Source organism: Streptomyces sp. NPDC029044, from assembly GCF_040637495.1.
Taxonomy (GTDB): Bacteria; Actinomycetota; Actinomycetes; order Streptomycetales; family Streptomycetaceae; genus Streptomyces.
The window spans coordinates 1-14,878 of the sequence record NZ_JBEZWN010000030.1; the positions used below are offsets into that span (position 1 = coordinate 1).

The 14,878-nt window shown below is 71.2% G+C and carries 16 protein-coding genes and 2 pseudogenes; 7 read left to right on the forward strand and 11 right to left on the reverse strand.

Annotation, left to right across the window (positions count from 1 at the left end):
* Positions 1-489: 489 nt before the first annotated feature.
* The 4 genes from AB0E85_RS23100 to AB0E85_RS23115 all read left to right on the forward strand — a co-directional run bounded on the left by AB0E85_RS23100 (position 490) and on the right by AB0E85_RS23115 (position 3,871).
* On the forward strand, positions 490-1,551 hold the full coding sequence (locus AB0E85_RS23100; protein ID WP_361930213.1) for a M4 family metallopeptidase: 1,062 nt from the start codon (positions 490-492) through the stop codon (positions 1,549-1,551).
* Positions 1,552-1,571: 20 nt separating this feature from the next.
* A complete protein-coding gene (locus AB0E85_RS23105; RefSeq protein WP_361930216.1) occupies positions 1,572-1,838 on the forward strand; it encodes a protealysin inhibitor emfourin in 267 nt (88 codons plus the stop codon).
* An 83-nt stretch (positions 1,839-1,921) separates the two neighbouring features.
* Complete coding sequence (locus tag AB0E85_RS23110; protein ID WP_361930218.1) at positions 1,922-3,244, forward strand: GH1 family beta-glucosidase; 1,323 nt, start codon at positions 1,922-1,924, stop codon at positions 3,242-3,244.
* A 180-nt stretch (positions 3,245-3,424) separates the two neighbouring features.
* A complete protein-coding gene (locus tag AB0E85_RS23115) occupies positions 3,425-3,871 on the forward strand; it encodes an ATP-binding protein (protein WP_361930221.1) in 447 nt (148 codons plus the stop codon).
* Between the two features lie 55 nt (positions 3,872-3,926).
* Here the strand turns inward: AB0E85_RS23115 and era are convergent, their stop codons facing one another.
* Entirely contained in the window at positions 3,927-4,880 is a 954-nt protein-coding gene (gene era / locus AB0E85_RS23120) for a GTPase Era (RefSeq protein WP_361930223.1), read from the reverse strand.
* Positions 4,877-5,133, reverse strand: a pseudogene (locus AB0E85_RS23125) (hypothetical protein); the annotation flags it as partial. The gene era and the pseudogene AB0E85_RS23125, both read right to left, overlap by 4 nt.
* A 27-nt stretch (positions 5,134-5,160) precedes the next feature.
* Here AB0E85_RS23125 and AB0E85_RS23130 point away from each other — a divergent pair.
* Both AB0E85_RS23130 and AB0E85_RS23135 read left to right on the forward strand, forming a co-directional pair.
* Positions 5,161-5,400: pseudogene (locus AB0E85_RS23130) on the forward strand (ammonia channel protein); the annotation flags it as partial.
* Entirely contained in the window at positions 5,397-5,735 is a 339-nt protein-coding gene (locus AB0E85_RS23135) for a P-II family nitrogen regulator (RefSeq protein ID WP_361930225.1), read from the forward strand. The pseudogene AB0E85_RS23130 and the gene AB0E85_RS23135, both read left to right, overlap by 4 nt.
* 29 nt (positions 5,736-5,764) lie before the next feature.
* On the opposite strand, the gene AB0E85_RS23140 is transcribed toward AB0E85_RS23135, so the two are convergent.
* From AB0E85_RS23140 to AB0E85_RS23180, 9 genes are all read right to left on the reverse strand, one after another.
* Positions 5,765-6,241 (reverse strand): hypothetical protein, encoded by a 477-nt coding sequence (locus AB0E85_RS23140; protein ID WP_361930228.1) that lies wholly within the window; start codon positions 6,239-6,241, stop codon positions 5,765-5,767.
* Between the two features lie 171 nt (positions 6,242-6,412).
* On the reverse strand, positions 6,413-6,766 hold the full coding sequence (locus tag AB0E85_RS23145; RefSeq protein WP_030836448.1) for a cytidine deaminase: 354 nt from the start codon (positions 6,764-6,766) through the stop codon (positions 6,413-6,415).
* A 20-nt stretch (positions 6,767-6,786) separates the two neighbouring features.
* Entirely contained in the window at positions 6,787-7,146 is a 360-nt protein-coding gene (locus tag AB0E85_RS23150; RefSeq protein WP_361930230.1) for an MmcQ/YjbR family DNA-binding protein, read from the reverse strand.
* Positions 7,143-8,447 (reverse strand): hemolysin family protein, encoded by a 1,305-nt coding sequence (locus AB0E85_RS23155; protein WP_361930233.1) that lies wholly within the window; start codon positions 8,445-8,447, stop codon positions 7,143-7,145. The genes AB0E85_RS23150 and AB0E85_RS23155 overlap by 4 nt, the downstream gene beginning before the upstream one ends.
* A gap of 9 nt (positions 8,448-8,456) precedes the next feature.
* On the reverse strand, positions 8,457-8,954 hold the full coding sequence (gene ybeY / locus AB0E85_RS23160) for an rRNA maturation RNase YbeY (protein WP_033306334.1): 498 nt from the start codon (positions 8,952-8,954) through the stop codon (positions 8,457-8,459).
* Positions 8,955-8,968: 14 nt separating this feature from the next.
* Positions 8,969-10,036, reverse strand: a complete 1,068-nt coding sequence (locus AB0E85_RS23165; protein ID WP_361930236.1) for a PhoH family protein — start codon at positions 10,034-10,036, stop codon at positions 8,969-8,971.
* A gap of 133 nt (positions 10,037-10,169) precedes the next feature.
* Positions 10,170-11,306 (reverse strand): PfkB family carbohydrate kinase, encoded by a 1,137-nt coding sequence (locus AB0E85_RS23170; RefSeq protein WP_361930238.1) that lies wholly within the window; start codon positions 11,304-11,306, stop codon positions 10,170-10,172.
* 139 nt (positions 11,307-11,445) lie between these two features.
* Complete coding sequence (locus tag AB0E85_RS23175) at positions 11,446-12,735, reverse strand: glucarate dehydratase family protein (RefSeq protein WP_361930241.1); 1,290 nt, start codon at positions 12,733-12,735, stop codon at positions 11,446-11,448.
* A complete protein-coding gene (locus AB0E85_RS23180; protein WP_361930243.1) occupies positions 12,732-13,682 on the reverse strand; it encodes a 5-dehydro-4-deoxyglucarate dehydratase in 951 nt (316 codons plus the stop codon). The genes AB0E85_RS23175 and AB0E85_RS23180 overlap by 4 nt, the downstream gene beginning before the upstream one ends.
* A gap of 99 nt (positions 13,683-13,781) precedes the next feature.
* Here AB0E85_RS23180 and AB0E85_RS23185 point away from each other — a divergent pair, with 99 nt between their 5' ends.
* Positions 13,782-14,564, forward strand: a complete 783-nt coding sequence (locus tag AB0E85_RS23185; protein ID WP_361930246.1) for an IclR family transcriptional regulator — start codon at positions 13,782-13,784, stop codon at positions 14,562-14,564.
* Positions 14,565-14,878: the final 314 nt, after the last annotated feature.

Below are 14,878 nucleotides of genomic sequence, written 5' to 3' on the forward strand. Positions count from 1 at the left end.
ATCAGGGCCTGGTTGCCGTCACGCAGGTCGGTGGAGAGCCAGCGGGGGGCGGTGGTGACACGGTTCTGCGGCCAGGTGCGGTCCGGGATGTCGACCTGCTCGTAGCGGCCGTACTTGTGGATCGGCATGGAACTGGGCTGCTGACGGTTCGCCATGATGCGGGGGCTCCTCAGAGGGTGTCCGGAAGGACGGCCGACGACGCAGCACCAAGCTCCGCGGGGAGGGAGTCGGCCTCGACTACAGGCCCTCGCCGCGGCAGCTAAGGAGAAGCAGCCCGAAACGCATGATGCGCAGCATGCTAGCCGAGCCTCTCCCCGGCGCGTGGGGTCGTATCAGTATGCGGGACCCGGCACGCAAACGGGACAAAAAGTGCGCTATCCCACTTCGCCATAGCACTCACCACGGAGCGTGAGGATGGTTGTCCTGGTATTTCACCAATCATGGTGGCGACTAGTGACAGTTTCGTCACGCAGTGCAAGGGTGCCGGGCATGACGACTCACGGGGGCCACGAGCCCGTCTTCTGCACCATCGTTCCGCCTCATGTCCTCGACAAGCTCGCCCAGGCCGAGGACCCCGCACTCGCCCGTCCCGCCCGCCGCACCCTCCAGCGCGACGCCTTCGAGCGCACCCAGCGCCGTCTCACGACGGTCATCGGCGCGACCGCCGTCGCCGCGGTCGCCGACGGCCGGCCGCGGCGCACGATCCACGACGCGCGGCACGGCACCGAGCTGCCCGGCCACAAGGTGCGTGGCGAGGGCGACAAGCCCGGCAAGGACGCCACCGTCAACCGCGCCTATGCCGGTCTCGGTGCCACCTTCGAGCTGTTCCTCCAGGCCTTCCGGCGCGACTCGATCGACGGCAACGGCCTTCCGCTGAACGCGACGGTGCACTACGACCGCGACTACAACAACGCGTTCTGGAACGGCGAGCAGATGGTCTTCGGCGACGGGGACGGGGAGATCTTCCTCGACTTCACCATCCCGATCGACGTCATCGGCCACGAACTCGCACACGGCGTCACGCAGTACACGGCCAACCTCACCTACTTCGGCCAGCCCGGCGCGCTCAACGAGTCCCTGTCGGATGTCTTCGGCGCCCTGATCAAGCAGTACACGCTCGGCCAGACCGCCGCCGAGGCCGACTGGCTGATCGGCGCGGGCCTGCTCGCCCCGCGGGTGACGGGTACGGCGCTGCGCTCCATGAAGGCGCCGGGCACGGCGTACGACGACGACGTCCTCGGCAAGGACCCGCAGCCCGCGACGATGGACGACTTCGTGCGCACCGGCCGGGACAACGGCGGTGTCCACATCAACTCGGGCATCCCGAACCACGCCTTCTACCTCGCGGCCACGGCCCTCGGCGGGCACGCCTGGGAGCGGGCCGGGCAGGTCTGGTACGACGTGCTGACCGGCGGCGAGCTGCGGCAGGACGCGATGTTCGTCGACTTCGCCACGCTCACCGTCAAGGCCGCCCGGGAGCGCTTCGGCGACGGGGAGGAGCTGGACGCCGTGGCGAAGGGCTGGGAGCAGGTCGGGGTGCGGACCCTGTAGTTCCGTACTAGACAGGTGCCATGCGGATTCAGGTGAGGCGCACGGGCGGGTTCGCGGGCATCGAGCGGTACGCCGAGGTGGACACCTCGGGCCGGCCCGATGCCTCCGAGTGGCACGCGCTGGCCGAGGAGGCCCTGGCCGCCGGCCGCGGCACGCCGCCGGTCGGGGTCCCGGACGGGTTCAGCTACCAGCTCACCGTGGACGGGAAGACGGTGTACTGCGCGGATCCCCGGCTGACGGACGAGCAGCGGAAGCTGATCTCGCGCGTGCTGAAGGAAGGGGCGTGACGGCTCCACGTCACCGGCCGGGCAACAGCTCCTTCCCGCCCGGCCGTTGACTTCCGTTACCGCCGGTACGGATGATCCAGCGCATGGCGACTGACGCAGGCAACCCGATCCCCCGCTTCCCGGCCGGCTTCCTCTGGGGCGTGTCCACCTCGGCGCACCAGATCGAGGGCTCCGCGGACGAGCGCGAACCGTCCGTGTGGGACGCCTTCACGGCCGAGCCGGGACGGGTGAAGGACGGCTCGACGGCGGCGGTGGCCTGCGACCACGTCCACCGGCACCGCGAGGACGTGGCGCTCCTGGCCGAGCTGGGCGTGAACGCCTACCGCTTCTCCGTCTCCTGGCCGCGGGTGCGGTCCGAGAAGGGCCTGGACTTCTACGACCGGCTGGTGGACGACCTGTGCGCGGCGGGCGTCCGCCCGGTGCCCACACTGTTCCACTGGGACCTGCCCGCGGACCTGGACTGGCTGGAGCGGGACACCGCCGAGCGCTTCGCCGAGTACGTGTCGACGGTCGCGGGCCGACTCGGCGACCGCGTGACGAAGTGGATCACCCTGAACGAGCCCGCCGAGCACACCCTGCTGGGCCACGCCCTGGGCGTGCACGCGCCGGGCAAGAAGCTGCTGTTCGACGCACTCCCGGTCGCCCACCACCAGCTCCTGGCCCACGGCCTGGCCGTCCGGGCGCTGCGCGCCGCGGGCGCCGCGGACATCGGCGTCGCCAACTCGCACGGCCCGACCTGGGCGGCGTCGACCGAGGCGGCGGACCTGGAGGCGGCGGACTTCTACGACCTGCTGCTGAACCGGCTGTTCGCGGACCCGCTGCTGCTGGGCCGGTACCCGGACGGCATCGGCGAGCTGATGCCCGGGGACGTCGAGGCCGACCTGAAGGTGATCTCCGAACCGCTCGACTGGTACGGGATCAACTACTACGCCCCGACCCGGGTGGGCGCCCCGCAGGGCGCGGAGATCGAGTTCGGCGGGGTCACCATGCCCGCCGAACTGCCCTTCTCCGTGCGGGAGATCGAGGGCCGGCCGGTCACGGACTTCGGCTGGCCGGTCGTCCCCGAGGGCCTCACCGAGCTCCTCACCACCTTCCGCGACCGCTACGGCGACCGGCTCCCGCCCGTCGTCATCACCGAGAACGGCTGCTCGTACCCGGGCGTCGACGACCAGGACCGCATCGCCTACCTGGACGGCCACGTCCGGGCCCTGCACCGGGCGATGGAGGCGGGCGTCGACGTGCGCGGCTACTTCGTGTGGTCCCTGCTCGACAACTTCGAGTGGGCGGAGGGCTACGCACGCCGCTTCGGCCTGGTCCACGTCGACTTCGGCAGCCTGGAGCGGACCCCGAAGGCGTCGTACCGCTGGTACCGGGAGCTGCTGAGGGCGCAGGTGCCTACGGCTTGATGCCCATCCCGGTCCGCAGGCCGGGGACATCCTCAGGGAGATGGTTGCAGCATGAACTGCTCTCCCAGCATAGTTACTTGTGTGACCAGGGTTCCGGAAGCCCCAACCCCCACCTCCGGCCGGTCCGTTGTCCGCTCGCCCCTTCCTCGACTTCGCCCACCCCCACGGAAGGCGATCGCCGTGTCCCCCCACACGACCTCCACTCCCCGGTTCCTGGACGCGGTGCGCCCCGACCGCACCGACTGGCTGGAGCTGCCGCCGCAGCGGACCAGCGTCAGAGTCGCCCGTCATGCCATGCGCGCGCGGCTGGCCGCGTGGCAGGTGCCCGAAGAGGCGTGCGCGAACGCCGTGCTGCTCGTGTCCGAGCTGGTGACCAACGCCGTGCTGCACACGCTCAGCGAGCGGATCCTGTGCGGCGTCCAGCTGATGACGGACGCCCGCTTCCGGCTGGAGGTGCACGACGGCGACCTCACGGGCCGCGGCATCCCCGACCGCCGCCCCCGCCCCGACGACGAGAACGGGCGCGGCCTGCTGCTCGTACGGGAGATAGCAGACGCCTGGGGCATCACCCACTCGACCCTCACGGGCGGCAACGCGGTGTGGGCGAGCCTGCGGACGGCTTCATGAGCGCGGTGCGGGGGGCCTGACGCGGCCGGGGCCGGCGCGACCGCCCCGCGGGGCCTCAGAACCCCAGCTTGCGCAGCTGCCGGGGATCGCGCTGCCAGTCCTTCGCGACCTTCACATGGAGATCGAGGAAGACCGGGGTGCCGAGCAGCGCCTCGATCTGCTTGCGGGACTTGATGCCGACCTCTTTCAGGCGCTTGCCCTTGGGGCCGATGATGATGCCCTTCTGGCTGGGGCGCTCGATGTAGACGAAGGCGTGGATGTCGAGGAGGGGCTTGTCGGCGGGGCGGTCCTCGCGGGGGAGCATCTCCTCGACGACGACCGCGATGGAGTGCGGCAGCTCGTCGCGGACGCCTTCCAGCGCGGCCTCGCGGATCAGCTCCGCGATCATGACCTGCTCGGGCTCGTCCGTCAGGTCGCCCTCGGGGTACAGGGCGGGACCCTCGGGCAGGAGCGGGACGATCAGGTCGGCCAGCAGGCCCACCTGCTTGTCGCCGACCGCCGACACCGGGACGATCTCCGCCCACTCGAAGCCGAGTTCCTTGCCGAGCTGGTCGATCGCGATGAGCTGCTCGGCGAGCGTCTTGCCGTCCACCAGGTCGGTCTTGGTGACGATCGCGATCTTGGGCGTCTTCTTGATGGACGCCAGTTCCTTCGCGATGAAGCGGTCACCGGGGCCGAGCTTCTCGTTCGCCGGAAGACAGAAGCCGATCACGTCGACCTCGGCCCACGTCGTGCGCACGACGTCGTTGAGCCGCTCGCCCAGCAGCGTGCGCGGTTTGTGCAGGCCCGGGGTGTCGACCAGGATCAGCTGGGCGTCCGGGCGGTGCACGATGCCCCGCACGGTGTGCCGCGTCGTCTGCGGCTGATTCGCCGTGATCGCCACCTTCTGGCCGACCAGAGCATTCGTGAGGGTGGACTTGCCCGCGTTGGGGCGGCCCACGAAGCAGGCGAAGCCGGCCCTGTGCACAGCTCCGGCCGGCTCTTCGGATGACGGGGTACGAACGCTCATGGCGCCCATTGTCCCTGATCCTCGAAGCCGCCCCGCACCGGACGCCCTCGGAGAGCTTCCCGAAACCGTTCCTTACGACCGAGCGGGAGCGAGTCCTGTCGCCAGGACTCACGCCAGCCGGACGCCCCGAACGGTGGTGGGCGTCCTGGTCTCCCGCTTTCGCTTCGCGTCCGGCGCGCACGGATCGTGTCCGGGGTCTGTGGGCCGGGGTCCGTGGTCCGGGAACGCGGGGGCGGGGCTCCTCACGCCCTGGGACGGGTCCGTCTCGCTGCTCGGCGCGCTCGGCAAGCAGCGGGTGGCCGTGGTCGTGGTGGCGGTGTACGCGTTCGGTGTGACGTACGGGATCGCCAGGCTGATCGACGTCACGATGGGCCTGCGCGCGAGCGAGGAGCAGGAGCGGACGGGCCTGGACCTTACGGTGCACGCCGAGACGGCCTACGATCACGGGGTCCTGGGCCACGGCGCCCCGGTCTCCTCCTCCGTCGTCCCCCACGCCCAGAAGGTCACCCCCCAGGCATGAAGCTCATCACCGCGATCGTCAAGCCGTACCGCCTCGACGAGGTCAAGAACGCCCTTCAGGAACTCGGCGTGCACGGCCTGACCGTCAGCGAGGCCAGCGGCTACGGCCGGCAGCGCGGTCACACCGAGGTGTACCGCGGCGCCGAGTACCAGGTCGACCTGGTGCCCAAGGTGCGGATCGAGGTCGTCGTGGAGGAGGCGGACGCCGACGCCGTCATCGACGCGGTCGTGAAGGCCGCGCACACCGGCAAGATCGGGGACGGCAAGGTGTGGGCGCTGCCCGTCGACACGGTCGTGCGGGTGCGGACGGGCGAGCGCGGGCCGGACGCCCTGTAGGCACCCGGCCCGCACCCGTGCGCGGTGGCTCAGTCGAACACGAACGGGCCCGGTGACTGCGGCCCGCTCGCCGTGCACGTGATGGTGATGCCGAAGACGGTCATCTTCAGCGAGCCGCCGAAGGCCTCCAGGCTGTCGCCGGAGGCCACGGTGCCGCTGAGCGGACCGACCTCGACGGGAGCCCCGGCGGCCATCGCCGGGTTCTCCGTGCCGGTGAAGTCGACGGTGCCGCCGCCGCTCTTCACCAGGGTGAGGGTGGACGAGATCGAGTCCTCACCGAGCCCGATGGGCGCGGTGATGGCGGAGGACTTGACGGTGAGGGTGGCGGCGGTGCCGTCCTGCGTGGCCGTGAGGGTGGCCTCGCCGCTGCCGAAGGCTCCGCAGTCGGCGTTGATCGTCGCCGTCTGCGGGGTGACGGCGAGGGCCGCGGGGGCGAAGGCGAGCCCGGTGACCGCGAGGGCCCCGGCCGCCAGTGCCGCACCTGTTCCGATTCGCTTGCATCTCATGGGATTCCGGCTCCGTTTCCGTGGGGGGCGGACCGCTCGGCGCATGGATGCGGGCACACCGCCGAGAGTCGAACCTGACGGTCCGTCGGAACTGACGGTTCCATTGATGCGTGTGAGGCAGACGGCGGCAAGGTTGAAAACTGGCCTAATTACCGCCGGTTACAGCGAAGTTCAGCCAGCCGTGACGGTGGTGCGGACCGTTCCGTCGGGCCCCGCCACCAACACCGGCGTCCCCGCGCCACCGAGATCCCGTACCGCCGCCCGGTCCGCGTCGGACGCGGTCTCCGCCTCCGTCACGACCGCCGCCGCCTCCAGCGACGTGGCACCCGAGGCGACCGCCATCGCCACCGCCGTCTGGAGGGCACTGAGCTTCAGGGAGTCGAGGGCCACCGTGCCCGCGACATAGGTGCGTCCGGTCTCGTCCCGTACGGCCGCGCCCTCGGGCACGCCGTTGCGGGCCCGCGCGGAACGGGCCAGGGTGACGATCTTGCGGTCCTCGGGATCGAGCGCGCTGCTGTCGGTCATGATCCGAGCATACGGAAGCATCACGGGCGGTCGAGGCGCAGGCGGTCCGCTCGGGGCAGGCCCGCCACGACCAGGTCGTAGGAGTCCTCGATGAGCTCCCGGACCACCCGGTCCGGGAGGTCGCCGTCGACCGTGACCGTGTTCCAGTGGCGCTTGTTCATGTGCCAGCCGGGGACGACGAGGCCCTCGTGCTCGCGGCGCAGCCGGATCGCCTCCTCCGGGTCGCACTTGAGGTTCACCTTCAGGGGGCGCGCGTCCAGGTACGACAGGGCGAAGAGCTTGCCCCGGACCTTGAAGACCGAGATCTCCGGGCTGAACGGGAAGTCCTCGACCGCCGCGTTGAACGACAGGCAGAACGCGCGCAACTCCTGCGGGGTCACTCCGGCTTCTCCTCCTTGGGCGGGTCCGCCGGACCGACCGGCTCCGCCAGCACCGTCACGATCTTGTTCCGGCGGCCGGCGGCGGCCTCCGCGGTCAGGCGCAGCTCCCGGCCGTCGGGCAGGTCCACGACGGAGGAGGCTCCCGCGATGGGCACGCGGCCCAGCGCCTTGGCCAGCAGGCCGCCGACCGTCTCGACGTCCTCGTCGTCGTACTCCTCCAGGCCGTACAGCTCACCCAGGTCGCTGATGTCGAGGCGGGCCGTGACGCGGAAGCGGTCCTCGCCGAGCTCCTCGACGGGCGGCAGTTCACGGTCGTACTCGTCGGTGATCTCGCCGACGATCTCTTCGAGGATGTCCTCGATGGTGACGATGCCGGCCGTGCCGCCGTACTCGTCGATGACGACCGCGACGTGGTTGCGTTCCTTCTGCATCTCGCGCAGCAGGTCGCCGGCGTTCTTGGTGTCGGGCACGAAGAACGCCGGGCGCATGGCCGTGGACACCTGCTCGGACTCGGCCTCGCGGCTGATGTGCGTCTTGCGGACCAGGTCCTTCAGGTACACGATCCCGACGATGTCGTCCTCACTCTCGCCGGTGACCGGTATGCGCGAGAAGCCGGAGCGCAGGGCGAGGGTGAGGGCCTGGCGGATGGTCTTGAAGCGCTCGATGACCACGAGGTCCGTGCGCGGGACCATGACCTCGCGGACGAGGGTGTCGCCCAGCTCGAAGACGGAGTGCACCATGCGGCGCTCCTCGTCCTCGATGAGGGACTCCTTCTCGGCGAGGTCGACCAGGGCGCGCAGCTCCGCCTCGGAGGCGAAGGGGCCGCGCCGGAAGCCCTTGCCGGGGGTGAGCGCGTTGCCGATGAGGATCAGCAGCGACGGGATCGGGCCCATGATCCGGGCCAGCGGCACCAGGACGTACGCCGAGACCGTCGCCGTGCTCAGCGGATGCTGGCGGCCGATGGTGCGCGGGGAGACCCCGACGGCGACGTACGACACGAGGACCATGACCGCGATGGCGACCAGGAGGGCCTCGGTGGTGCCGTCGAACTCCTTCAGGCAGCCGTACGTGATCAGCGCGGCGGCGGCCATCTCGCAGGCGACGCGGACCAGCAGGGCCACGTTCAGGTAGCGGGTGGGGTCGGCGGCGACCTGGGAGAGCTTGGCGCTGCCTCGGCGGCCGGAGCGCACGGCCTCCTCGGCGCGGAAGCTGGAGACGCGCGCGAGGCCCGCCTCCGCGCAGGCGGCGAGCCAGGCCACGACGACCAGGGCGATGGCGCCCAGGGCGAGTTGCGGACTCATCGGCGGGCGTTACGAGACCGTCGGCGCCGGGGACGGACCGGTCAGGCCCCGCTCCGCGCGCCAGCCGTCCACGATGGCCGCCTGGAGGCCGAACATCTCGGCCTTCTCGTCGGGTTCCTCGTGGTCGTAGCCCAGCAGGTGCAGCACGCCATGGACGGTGAGGAGCTGGAGCTCCTCGTCCATGGAGTGCTGCGTCTCCGCTTCCTTGCCCTGCTTCAGCGCGACCTCGGGGCACAGCACGATGTCGCCGAGCAGCCCCTGCGGCGGCTCGTCGTCGTCCTTGGAGGGCGGGCGCAGCTCGTCCATCGGGAAGGACATGACGTCCGTCGGACCCGGGAGGTCCATCCACTGGATGTGGAGCTGCTCCATGGCGTCGGCGTCCACGACGATCACCGAGAGCTCGGACAGCGGGTGGATGCGCATCCGAGCGAGCGCGTAGCGGGCGATGTCGAGGATCGCCTGCTCGTCGACCTCGGTGCCGGACTCGTTGTTGACGTCGATCGACATGGTGCTGTGTGTGTCTACTTCCCCTTGTGCCCGGACTTGCCGCGGCTCTTGTGCGCGCCGTTCTGGGTGCCGTGCGTGGTGTCGTACTTCTCGTACGCGTCGACGATACGGCCCACCAGCTTGTGGCGGACGACGTCCTGGGACGAGAGCCGGGAGAAGTGCACGTCCTCCAGGCCGTCCAGGATGTCCTGCACCTGCCGCAGCCCGCTCTTCGTCCCGTCCGGCAGGTCGACCTGGGTGACGTCACCCGTGATCACGATCTTCGAGTCGAAGCCGAGGCGGGTGAGGAACATCTTCATCTGCTCGGGGCTCGTGTTCTGGGCCTCGTCCAGGATGATGAAGGCGTCGTTGAGCGTGCGGCCTCGCATGTAGGCGAGCGGCGCGACCTCGATGGTGCCCGCCGCCATCAGCCGGGGGATCGAGTCCGGGTCGAGCATGTCGTGCAGCGCGTCGTACAGCGGGCGCAGGTAGGGGTCGATCTTCTCGTAGAGCGTGCCCGGGAGGAAGCCGAGCCGCTCTCCGGCCTCGACCGCGGGACGGGTCAGGATGATGCGGTTGACCTGCTTGGACTGAAGGGCCTGCACGGCCTTGGCCATCGCCAGGTACGTCTTGCCGGTGCCCGCCGGGCCGATACCGAAGACGATCGTGTGCTTGTCGATCGCGTCGACGTAGCGCTTCTGGTTGAGCGTCTTGGGACGGATCGTGCGGCCGCGCGAGGACAGGATGTTCTGCGTGAGCACCTCGGCCGGGGTCTCCTGGTCGTCGCTCTCGCCGTTGTCGCTCGCCTTCAGCATGGCGATCGAGCGTTCCACTGCGTCCTCCGTCATCGGCTGCCCGGTGCGGAGCACCAGCATCATCTCGTCGAACACGCGCGAAATGAGGGCGACGTCCTTCTGGTCGCCGACCGCGCTGATCTCATTGCCCCGGACGTGGATGTCGGCCGCCGGGAAGGCCTTCTCGATCACGCGCAGGAGGGAGTCGCCGGACCCCAGGACGGTGACCATGGGGTGCTGGGCGGGGACGGTGAGCTGTGCTCTCGCCTGCTCCTGCGCGGGGGTGTGAGCTGTCGATGATTGAGTCATGGGCCGGCGCTGAAGGCCTGCGGTTCCTCCTCGTCACGGCCGCGCAGCTGAGGGCGGCCTCGCGATTCCCAGGGTACGACGGGGGAGTGACAAGGCCGTAGGGGTTTTGGAGTCGGGGTTCCGTCCGGGCGCCTCACGCCGAGCGGCGGAAACCGATCGTGGGGACGGCGCGCCGCAGCGGCCAGGGCCTGACCAGTTCCTCCGACACCAGGTCGGCCAGGAAGCCGTACCTCTCCAGGGCCACCGCCGACTGGCCCTCGACCGACTGCACCTTCCGCCACCACGCGGCGATCTCCGACCAGCCGGGCGCCGACAGCGAGCCGCCGAACTCCTGCACCGACAGCGCCGCGGTCAGCCCGGCGAAGGCCAGCCGGTCCGCCAGCGGCCAGTCCGCCAGGGTCCCGGTCACGAACCCGGCGACGAACACGTCACCGGCCCCGGTCGGATCGAGCGCCTCGACCGCGATGGCCGGCACCTCCGCCGTCTCCCCCGTACGACGGTCCACCGCGTACGCCCCGTCCGCCCCGAGGGTGACCACCGCGAGCGGCACGTACTCGGTCAGGGCGTGCGCGGCGGCCCGGGGGCAGTCCGCGCCGGTGTAGCGCATGGCCTCCTCCGCGTTCGGCAGGAACGCCTCGCAGTGCCGCAGGTCGGGCAGCCCCGCCAGATCCCACGCCCCGGTGTCGTCCCAGCCGACGTCACCGAACACCCGGGTGCCCTTGCCGGCGGCCTGGGCGATCCAGGGCGCGCTCACGCCGGGCGCGAGGGAGGCGACGGCGGCACGGGCGCGGGGCGGGCACTCGGGGGCCGGTTCCTCGGGGGGCGGCTCGTGGCCGTGCGAGACCATCGTGCGCTCCCCCTCGTAGGCCATGGAGACCGTCACCGGGGAGTGCCAGCCGGGGACCGTGCGCGACGGGGAGAGGTCGATGCCCTCGCCGTGCTCCAGGGCGTCCCAGCAGTAGTCGCCGTAGTGGTCGTCGCCGAAGGCCGCGGCGAGGGAGGTGCGCAGGCCGAGGCGGGCCAGCGCGGTCGCCATGTTGGCGACGCCGCCGGGACTCGACCCCATCCCGCGCGCCCAGGACTCCGTCCCGCGCACCGGGGCGGAGTCGAGGCCGGTGAAGATGATGTCCAGGAAGACGGTCCCGGTGAGGTAGACGTCCCAGGGCGGGTCGTCCGGTGTGCGCAGCGGGGCGAGGGGATCGACCTGGCTCTGGCGGGGCGATCCCTTTCCGGTGAGGCCCTTTCCGGCCGGGGCGGTGGACGCGGTCACGATGCGCTCCCTGACGTGGTGCGGATCAGGCCAGTCTGCACCACATCACCGACGACGTGACGCCGATCACGCCGGACCCACCTGTCCCGTCAGCTCGCGCCTGGCCCTCGCGCGCCCCCGCCGCGGGCATGAGCGGGCGCTACCAGCGGGGCATCGCGGGTGTCACCCACGAGGGGTCGGCGATCCGCATCGCCGCCGCGTCGTCGCGGTCCCGCAGGGCGCCGTCGTCGTCCAGCCACCGCTGGTGCAGCACCGCCAGGCGCTCGCGGTCGAGTTCCACGCCGAGGCCGGGGGCGTCGGACACGGTGACCCGGCCGCCCTCGAACGCGAGCCGCTCGGTGAGGACGTCCTCGGACTGCCAGGGGTAGTGGGAGTCGCAGGCGTGGTGGAGGTCCGGGACGGTGGCGGCCACGTGGGTCATCGCGGCGAGCGAGATGCCCAGGTGGGTGTTGGAGTGCATCGACACGCCGACGCCGAAGGTGCGGCAGACGGCGGCGAGCTGCTGGGTGTTGCGCAGCCCGCCCCAGTAGTGGTGGTCGGAGAGCACGACCTGGACGGCGCCCTTCGTGAACGCCTCCTTGATCTCGGCGAAGGTCGTCACGCACATGTTGGTGGCGAGCGGCACCCCGGTCCGTGCGGCGACCTCGGCCATGGCGGGCGTGCCGAGGGCCGGGTCCTCCAGGTACTCCAGGACGTCCCCGAGTTCCCGGGCGACCTCCACGGACGTCTCTACGGACCAGGCGCCGTTCGGGTCGAGCCGCAGCGGGTGTCCCGGGAAGGCTTCGGCGAGTGCCCGGACGGCCGCGATCTCCTCGGCGGGCGGGAAGACGCCGCCCTTGAGCTTGAAGGAGGTGAAGCCGTACCGCTCGGTGAAGCGGCGGGCCTGCTCCACCACGCCCGCCGGGTCGACGGCGGCGCCCCAGTCGTCCTTCTCGGCCGGCACGCCCTCGGGGTGGTGGGCCCACTTGTAGAACAGGTACGCGCTGTACTCGACGGCGTCGCGGACCTTCCCGCCGAGCAGCGTGTGCACGGGCAGTCCGAGCGCCTTGCCGAGGGCGTCGAGGCAGGCGACCTCGAAGCCGGAGACGACGGACAGCCGCAGCTTGTCGGCGGTCTGGACGCCGCGCAGCCCGCCGACGTCTACGGCGTTCTCGACGCGGGACGCGTCCACCGCGACCTGGTCGGCGACCGTGAACAGGCCGTTCAGATCGCTGACCTGGCGTCCTTTCAGCCGCTCGGCGAAGGGCCGGGCCAGCTCCAGGTACTTGGCGTCGCCGTAGGTCTCCCCCACGCCGGTGACCCCGTCCGCGGTGACGACCTCGACGATCAGCCGGGGGGTGTACGGCTGGTGCACGCCCTGGGTGTTCAGCAGCGGCGGGTCCGCGACCAGGATCGGTGTGAGCGTCACGTCGGTGATGGTGAGGTTCACAGGGAGGCTCCCACGAGGTCGAGTCCGGCGGTGAGGACGGCGGTGAGGGCGGCCAGGTCGGCCGGTGACGGGTCGGTGAGCGGGGCACGGACGGGGCCCACGGGGTGGCCGCGGAGCCGGGCCGCCGCTTTCACCAGCGACACGGCGTACCCGGGGACGCGGTCGCGCAGTTCGACGAGCGGGACGTAGAACGCGCGCAGCAGCTTGTCGACGGTGCCGTGGTCGCCGTCGCGCAGGGCGGCGAAGAAGGCTCCGGCGATCTCGGGAGCGAAGGCGTGGACGGCGGAGGAGTAGGCGGGGACGCCTACGGTGGCGTAGGCGCGGGACTGGATCTCGGCGGTGGAGGCCCCGTTGAAGAACAGGAAGTCCTCGGGCGCGGCCAGCGTGAGGCGCTGGAGCCGGTCGAGGTCGCTGTGGCCGTCCTTGAGGCCGATGACGTTCGGCAGGGCGGCGATGCGCCGGAGCGAGCCGGCGGTGAAGGCGACCTGGCCGCGCTGGTAGGCGATCAGGGGCAGCGGGGTGCGGGCGGCGATCTGCTCCAGCTGGGCGACCAGGCCGTCCTGCGGGGCGGCGACCAGGTAGTGCGGCAGCACCAGCAGTGCGTCGGCGCCGGCGTCCTCGGCGATGCGCGCGAACCGGACGGCCTGGGCCCAGCCGTAGCCGGTGCCCGCGACGACGGGGACGCGGCCGGCGGCCTCCTCGACGGTGATGGTGACGACCTGCCGGTACTCGTCCTCGTCGAGCGAGAAGAACTCGCCGGTGCCGCAGGCGGGGAACACCGCGCCGGGCGCGGCGGCGAGCCGCTCGGCCACGTAGGCGCGGAAGCCGTCCGGGTCGAGGGTGCCGTCGTCGCGGAAGGCCGTCAGCGGGAAGGACAGCACGCCGCCCGCCATCCCCTCCCGCAGCCGCCGTGCGACCGCCTCCGGTGCGGCGCTCACGGTCGTCATCTCCCAGTCATCTCCTCATGTAGATGGCATCTAAGTATGAGAATGAGGGTTGTGTATGCGAACGTCAACCGCCCGGGGCGGCCCGATTACCATCGGTGCATGTCAGACACAGGGGGCGTCCGTGAGGTGAAGTCCGCGGCGCGCACGGTCGAGCTGCTGGAACTCCTCGCCGCGCGCGGCGACCGCCCGGCCCGGCTCCAGGAGCTGGCCGACGAACTCGGCGTACCGCGCAGCTCGATGTACGCCCTGCTCCAGACCCTGATCTCACGCGGCTGGGTCCGCACCGACGTCACCGGATCCCTGTACGGCATCGGCATCCACGCCCTGCTGACCGGCACGAGCTACCTCGACTCCGACCCGCGCGTCCGGGCCGTACGCCCCTACCTCGACGAGGCGTCCGAAGCGCTCGGCGAGACCATTCACATGGGCCGGCTGGACGGCCGCGACGTGGCGTATCTGGCGACCCGGGAATCGCACGAATACCTGCGCACGATCAGCCGGGTGGGACGGCGGCTGCCCGCGCACGCCGGGGCCCTGGGCAAGGCCCTGCTGGCGGAACGCCCGGACGGGGAGTTGCCCGAGGGGCCGTACGTGGCGCTGACCCCGAACTCGCACACGAGCAAGGAGTCCCTGACGGCCGACCTCGCCCGGATCCGGTCCCGCGGCTGGTCCGTGGACCGCGAGGAGGGCGTGACCGGCATCGTCGGCTTCGGCTTCGCGCTGCGCTACGACAGCCCCGCGCAGGACGCGATCAGCTGCTCGGTGCCGGTCGCCCGGCTGACGCCCGCGCACGAGGAGCGGATCGTGGCCGTGATGCGGGAGATCCGGGCGAAGGCCGAGGCGACCGTTCCGGCGGGGCCCGGATCGGTGCACTGGCGTTAGCGAGGGCGCCCGCGAGCACCGGCGAATGCGGGTGCACTGGCGCTGGCGAAGGCGCCCGCGAGCACCGGCGAATGCGGGTGCACTGGCGTTGGCGAAGGCGCCCGCGAGCACCGGCGAAAGTCCGCTCGACGCCGACAGAAAGGCGCTCGTTTACCCGGGCTTCACCACCCCAAACACAACGTGCTCCAGATCACACGCCCCCAGCTCCCGTGGGCGACTACGTGCTTGATACAAATTGCTCGCGCGTTCCTGTCCGTCGACGGTCGTCGCCCAACCCCCCTTTCCCCCCGCTCCTTTCGCATGCCCTGGGAACG

Coding starts and splice junctions, on each gene's coding strand:
- AB0E85_RS23135 (WP_361930225.1), top strand. CDS start 5,397: ATGAAGCTCATCACCGCGATCGTCAAGCCGTACCGCCTCGACGAGGTC.
- ybeY (WP_033306334.1), bottom strand. CDS start 8,954: ATGTCGATCGACGTCAACAACGAGTCCGGCACCGAGGTCGACGAGCAG.
- era (WP_361930223.1), bottom strand. CDS start 4,880: ATGAGCGTTCGTACCCCGTCATCCGAAGAGCCGGCCGGAGCTGTGCAC.
- AB0E85_RS23105 (WP_361930216.1), top strand. CDS start 1,572: ATGCGGATTCAGGTGAGGCGCACGGGCGGGTTCGCGGGCATCGAGCGG.
- AB0E85_RS23185 (WP_361930246.1), top strand. CDS start 13,782: ATGTCAGACACAGGGGGCGTCCGTGAGGTGAAGTCCGCGGCGCGCACG.
- AB0E85_RS23155 (WP_361930233.1), bottom strand. CDS start 8,447: ATGAGTCCGCAACTCGCCCTGGGCGCCATCGCCCTGGTCGTCGTGGCC.
- AB0E85_RS23180 (WP_361930243.1), bottom strand. CDS start 13,682: ATGACGACCGTGAGCGCCGCACCGGAGGCGGTCGCACGGCGGCTGCGG.
- AB0E85_RS23100 (WP_361930213.1), top strand. CDS start 490: ATGACGACTCACGGGGGCCACGAGCCCGTCTTCTGCACCATCGTTCCG.
- AB0E85_RS23140 (WP_361930228.1), bottom strand. CDS start 6,241: ATGAGATGCAAGCGAATCGGAACAGGTGCGGCACTGGCGGCCGGGGCC.
- AB0E85_RS23165 (WP_361930236.1), bottom strand. CDS start 10,036: ATGACTCAATCATCGACAGCTCACACCCCCGCGCAGGAGCAGGCGAGA.
- AB0E85_RS23145 (WP_030836448.1), bottom strand. CDS start 6,766: ATGACCGACAGCAGCGCGCTCGATCCCGAGGACCGCAAGATCGTCACC.
- AB0E85_RS23110 (WP_361930218.1), top strand. CDS start 1,922: ATGGCGACTGACGCAGGCAACCCGATCCCCCGCTTCCCGGCCGGCTTC.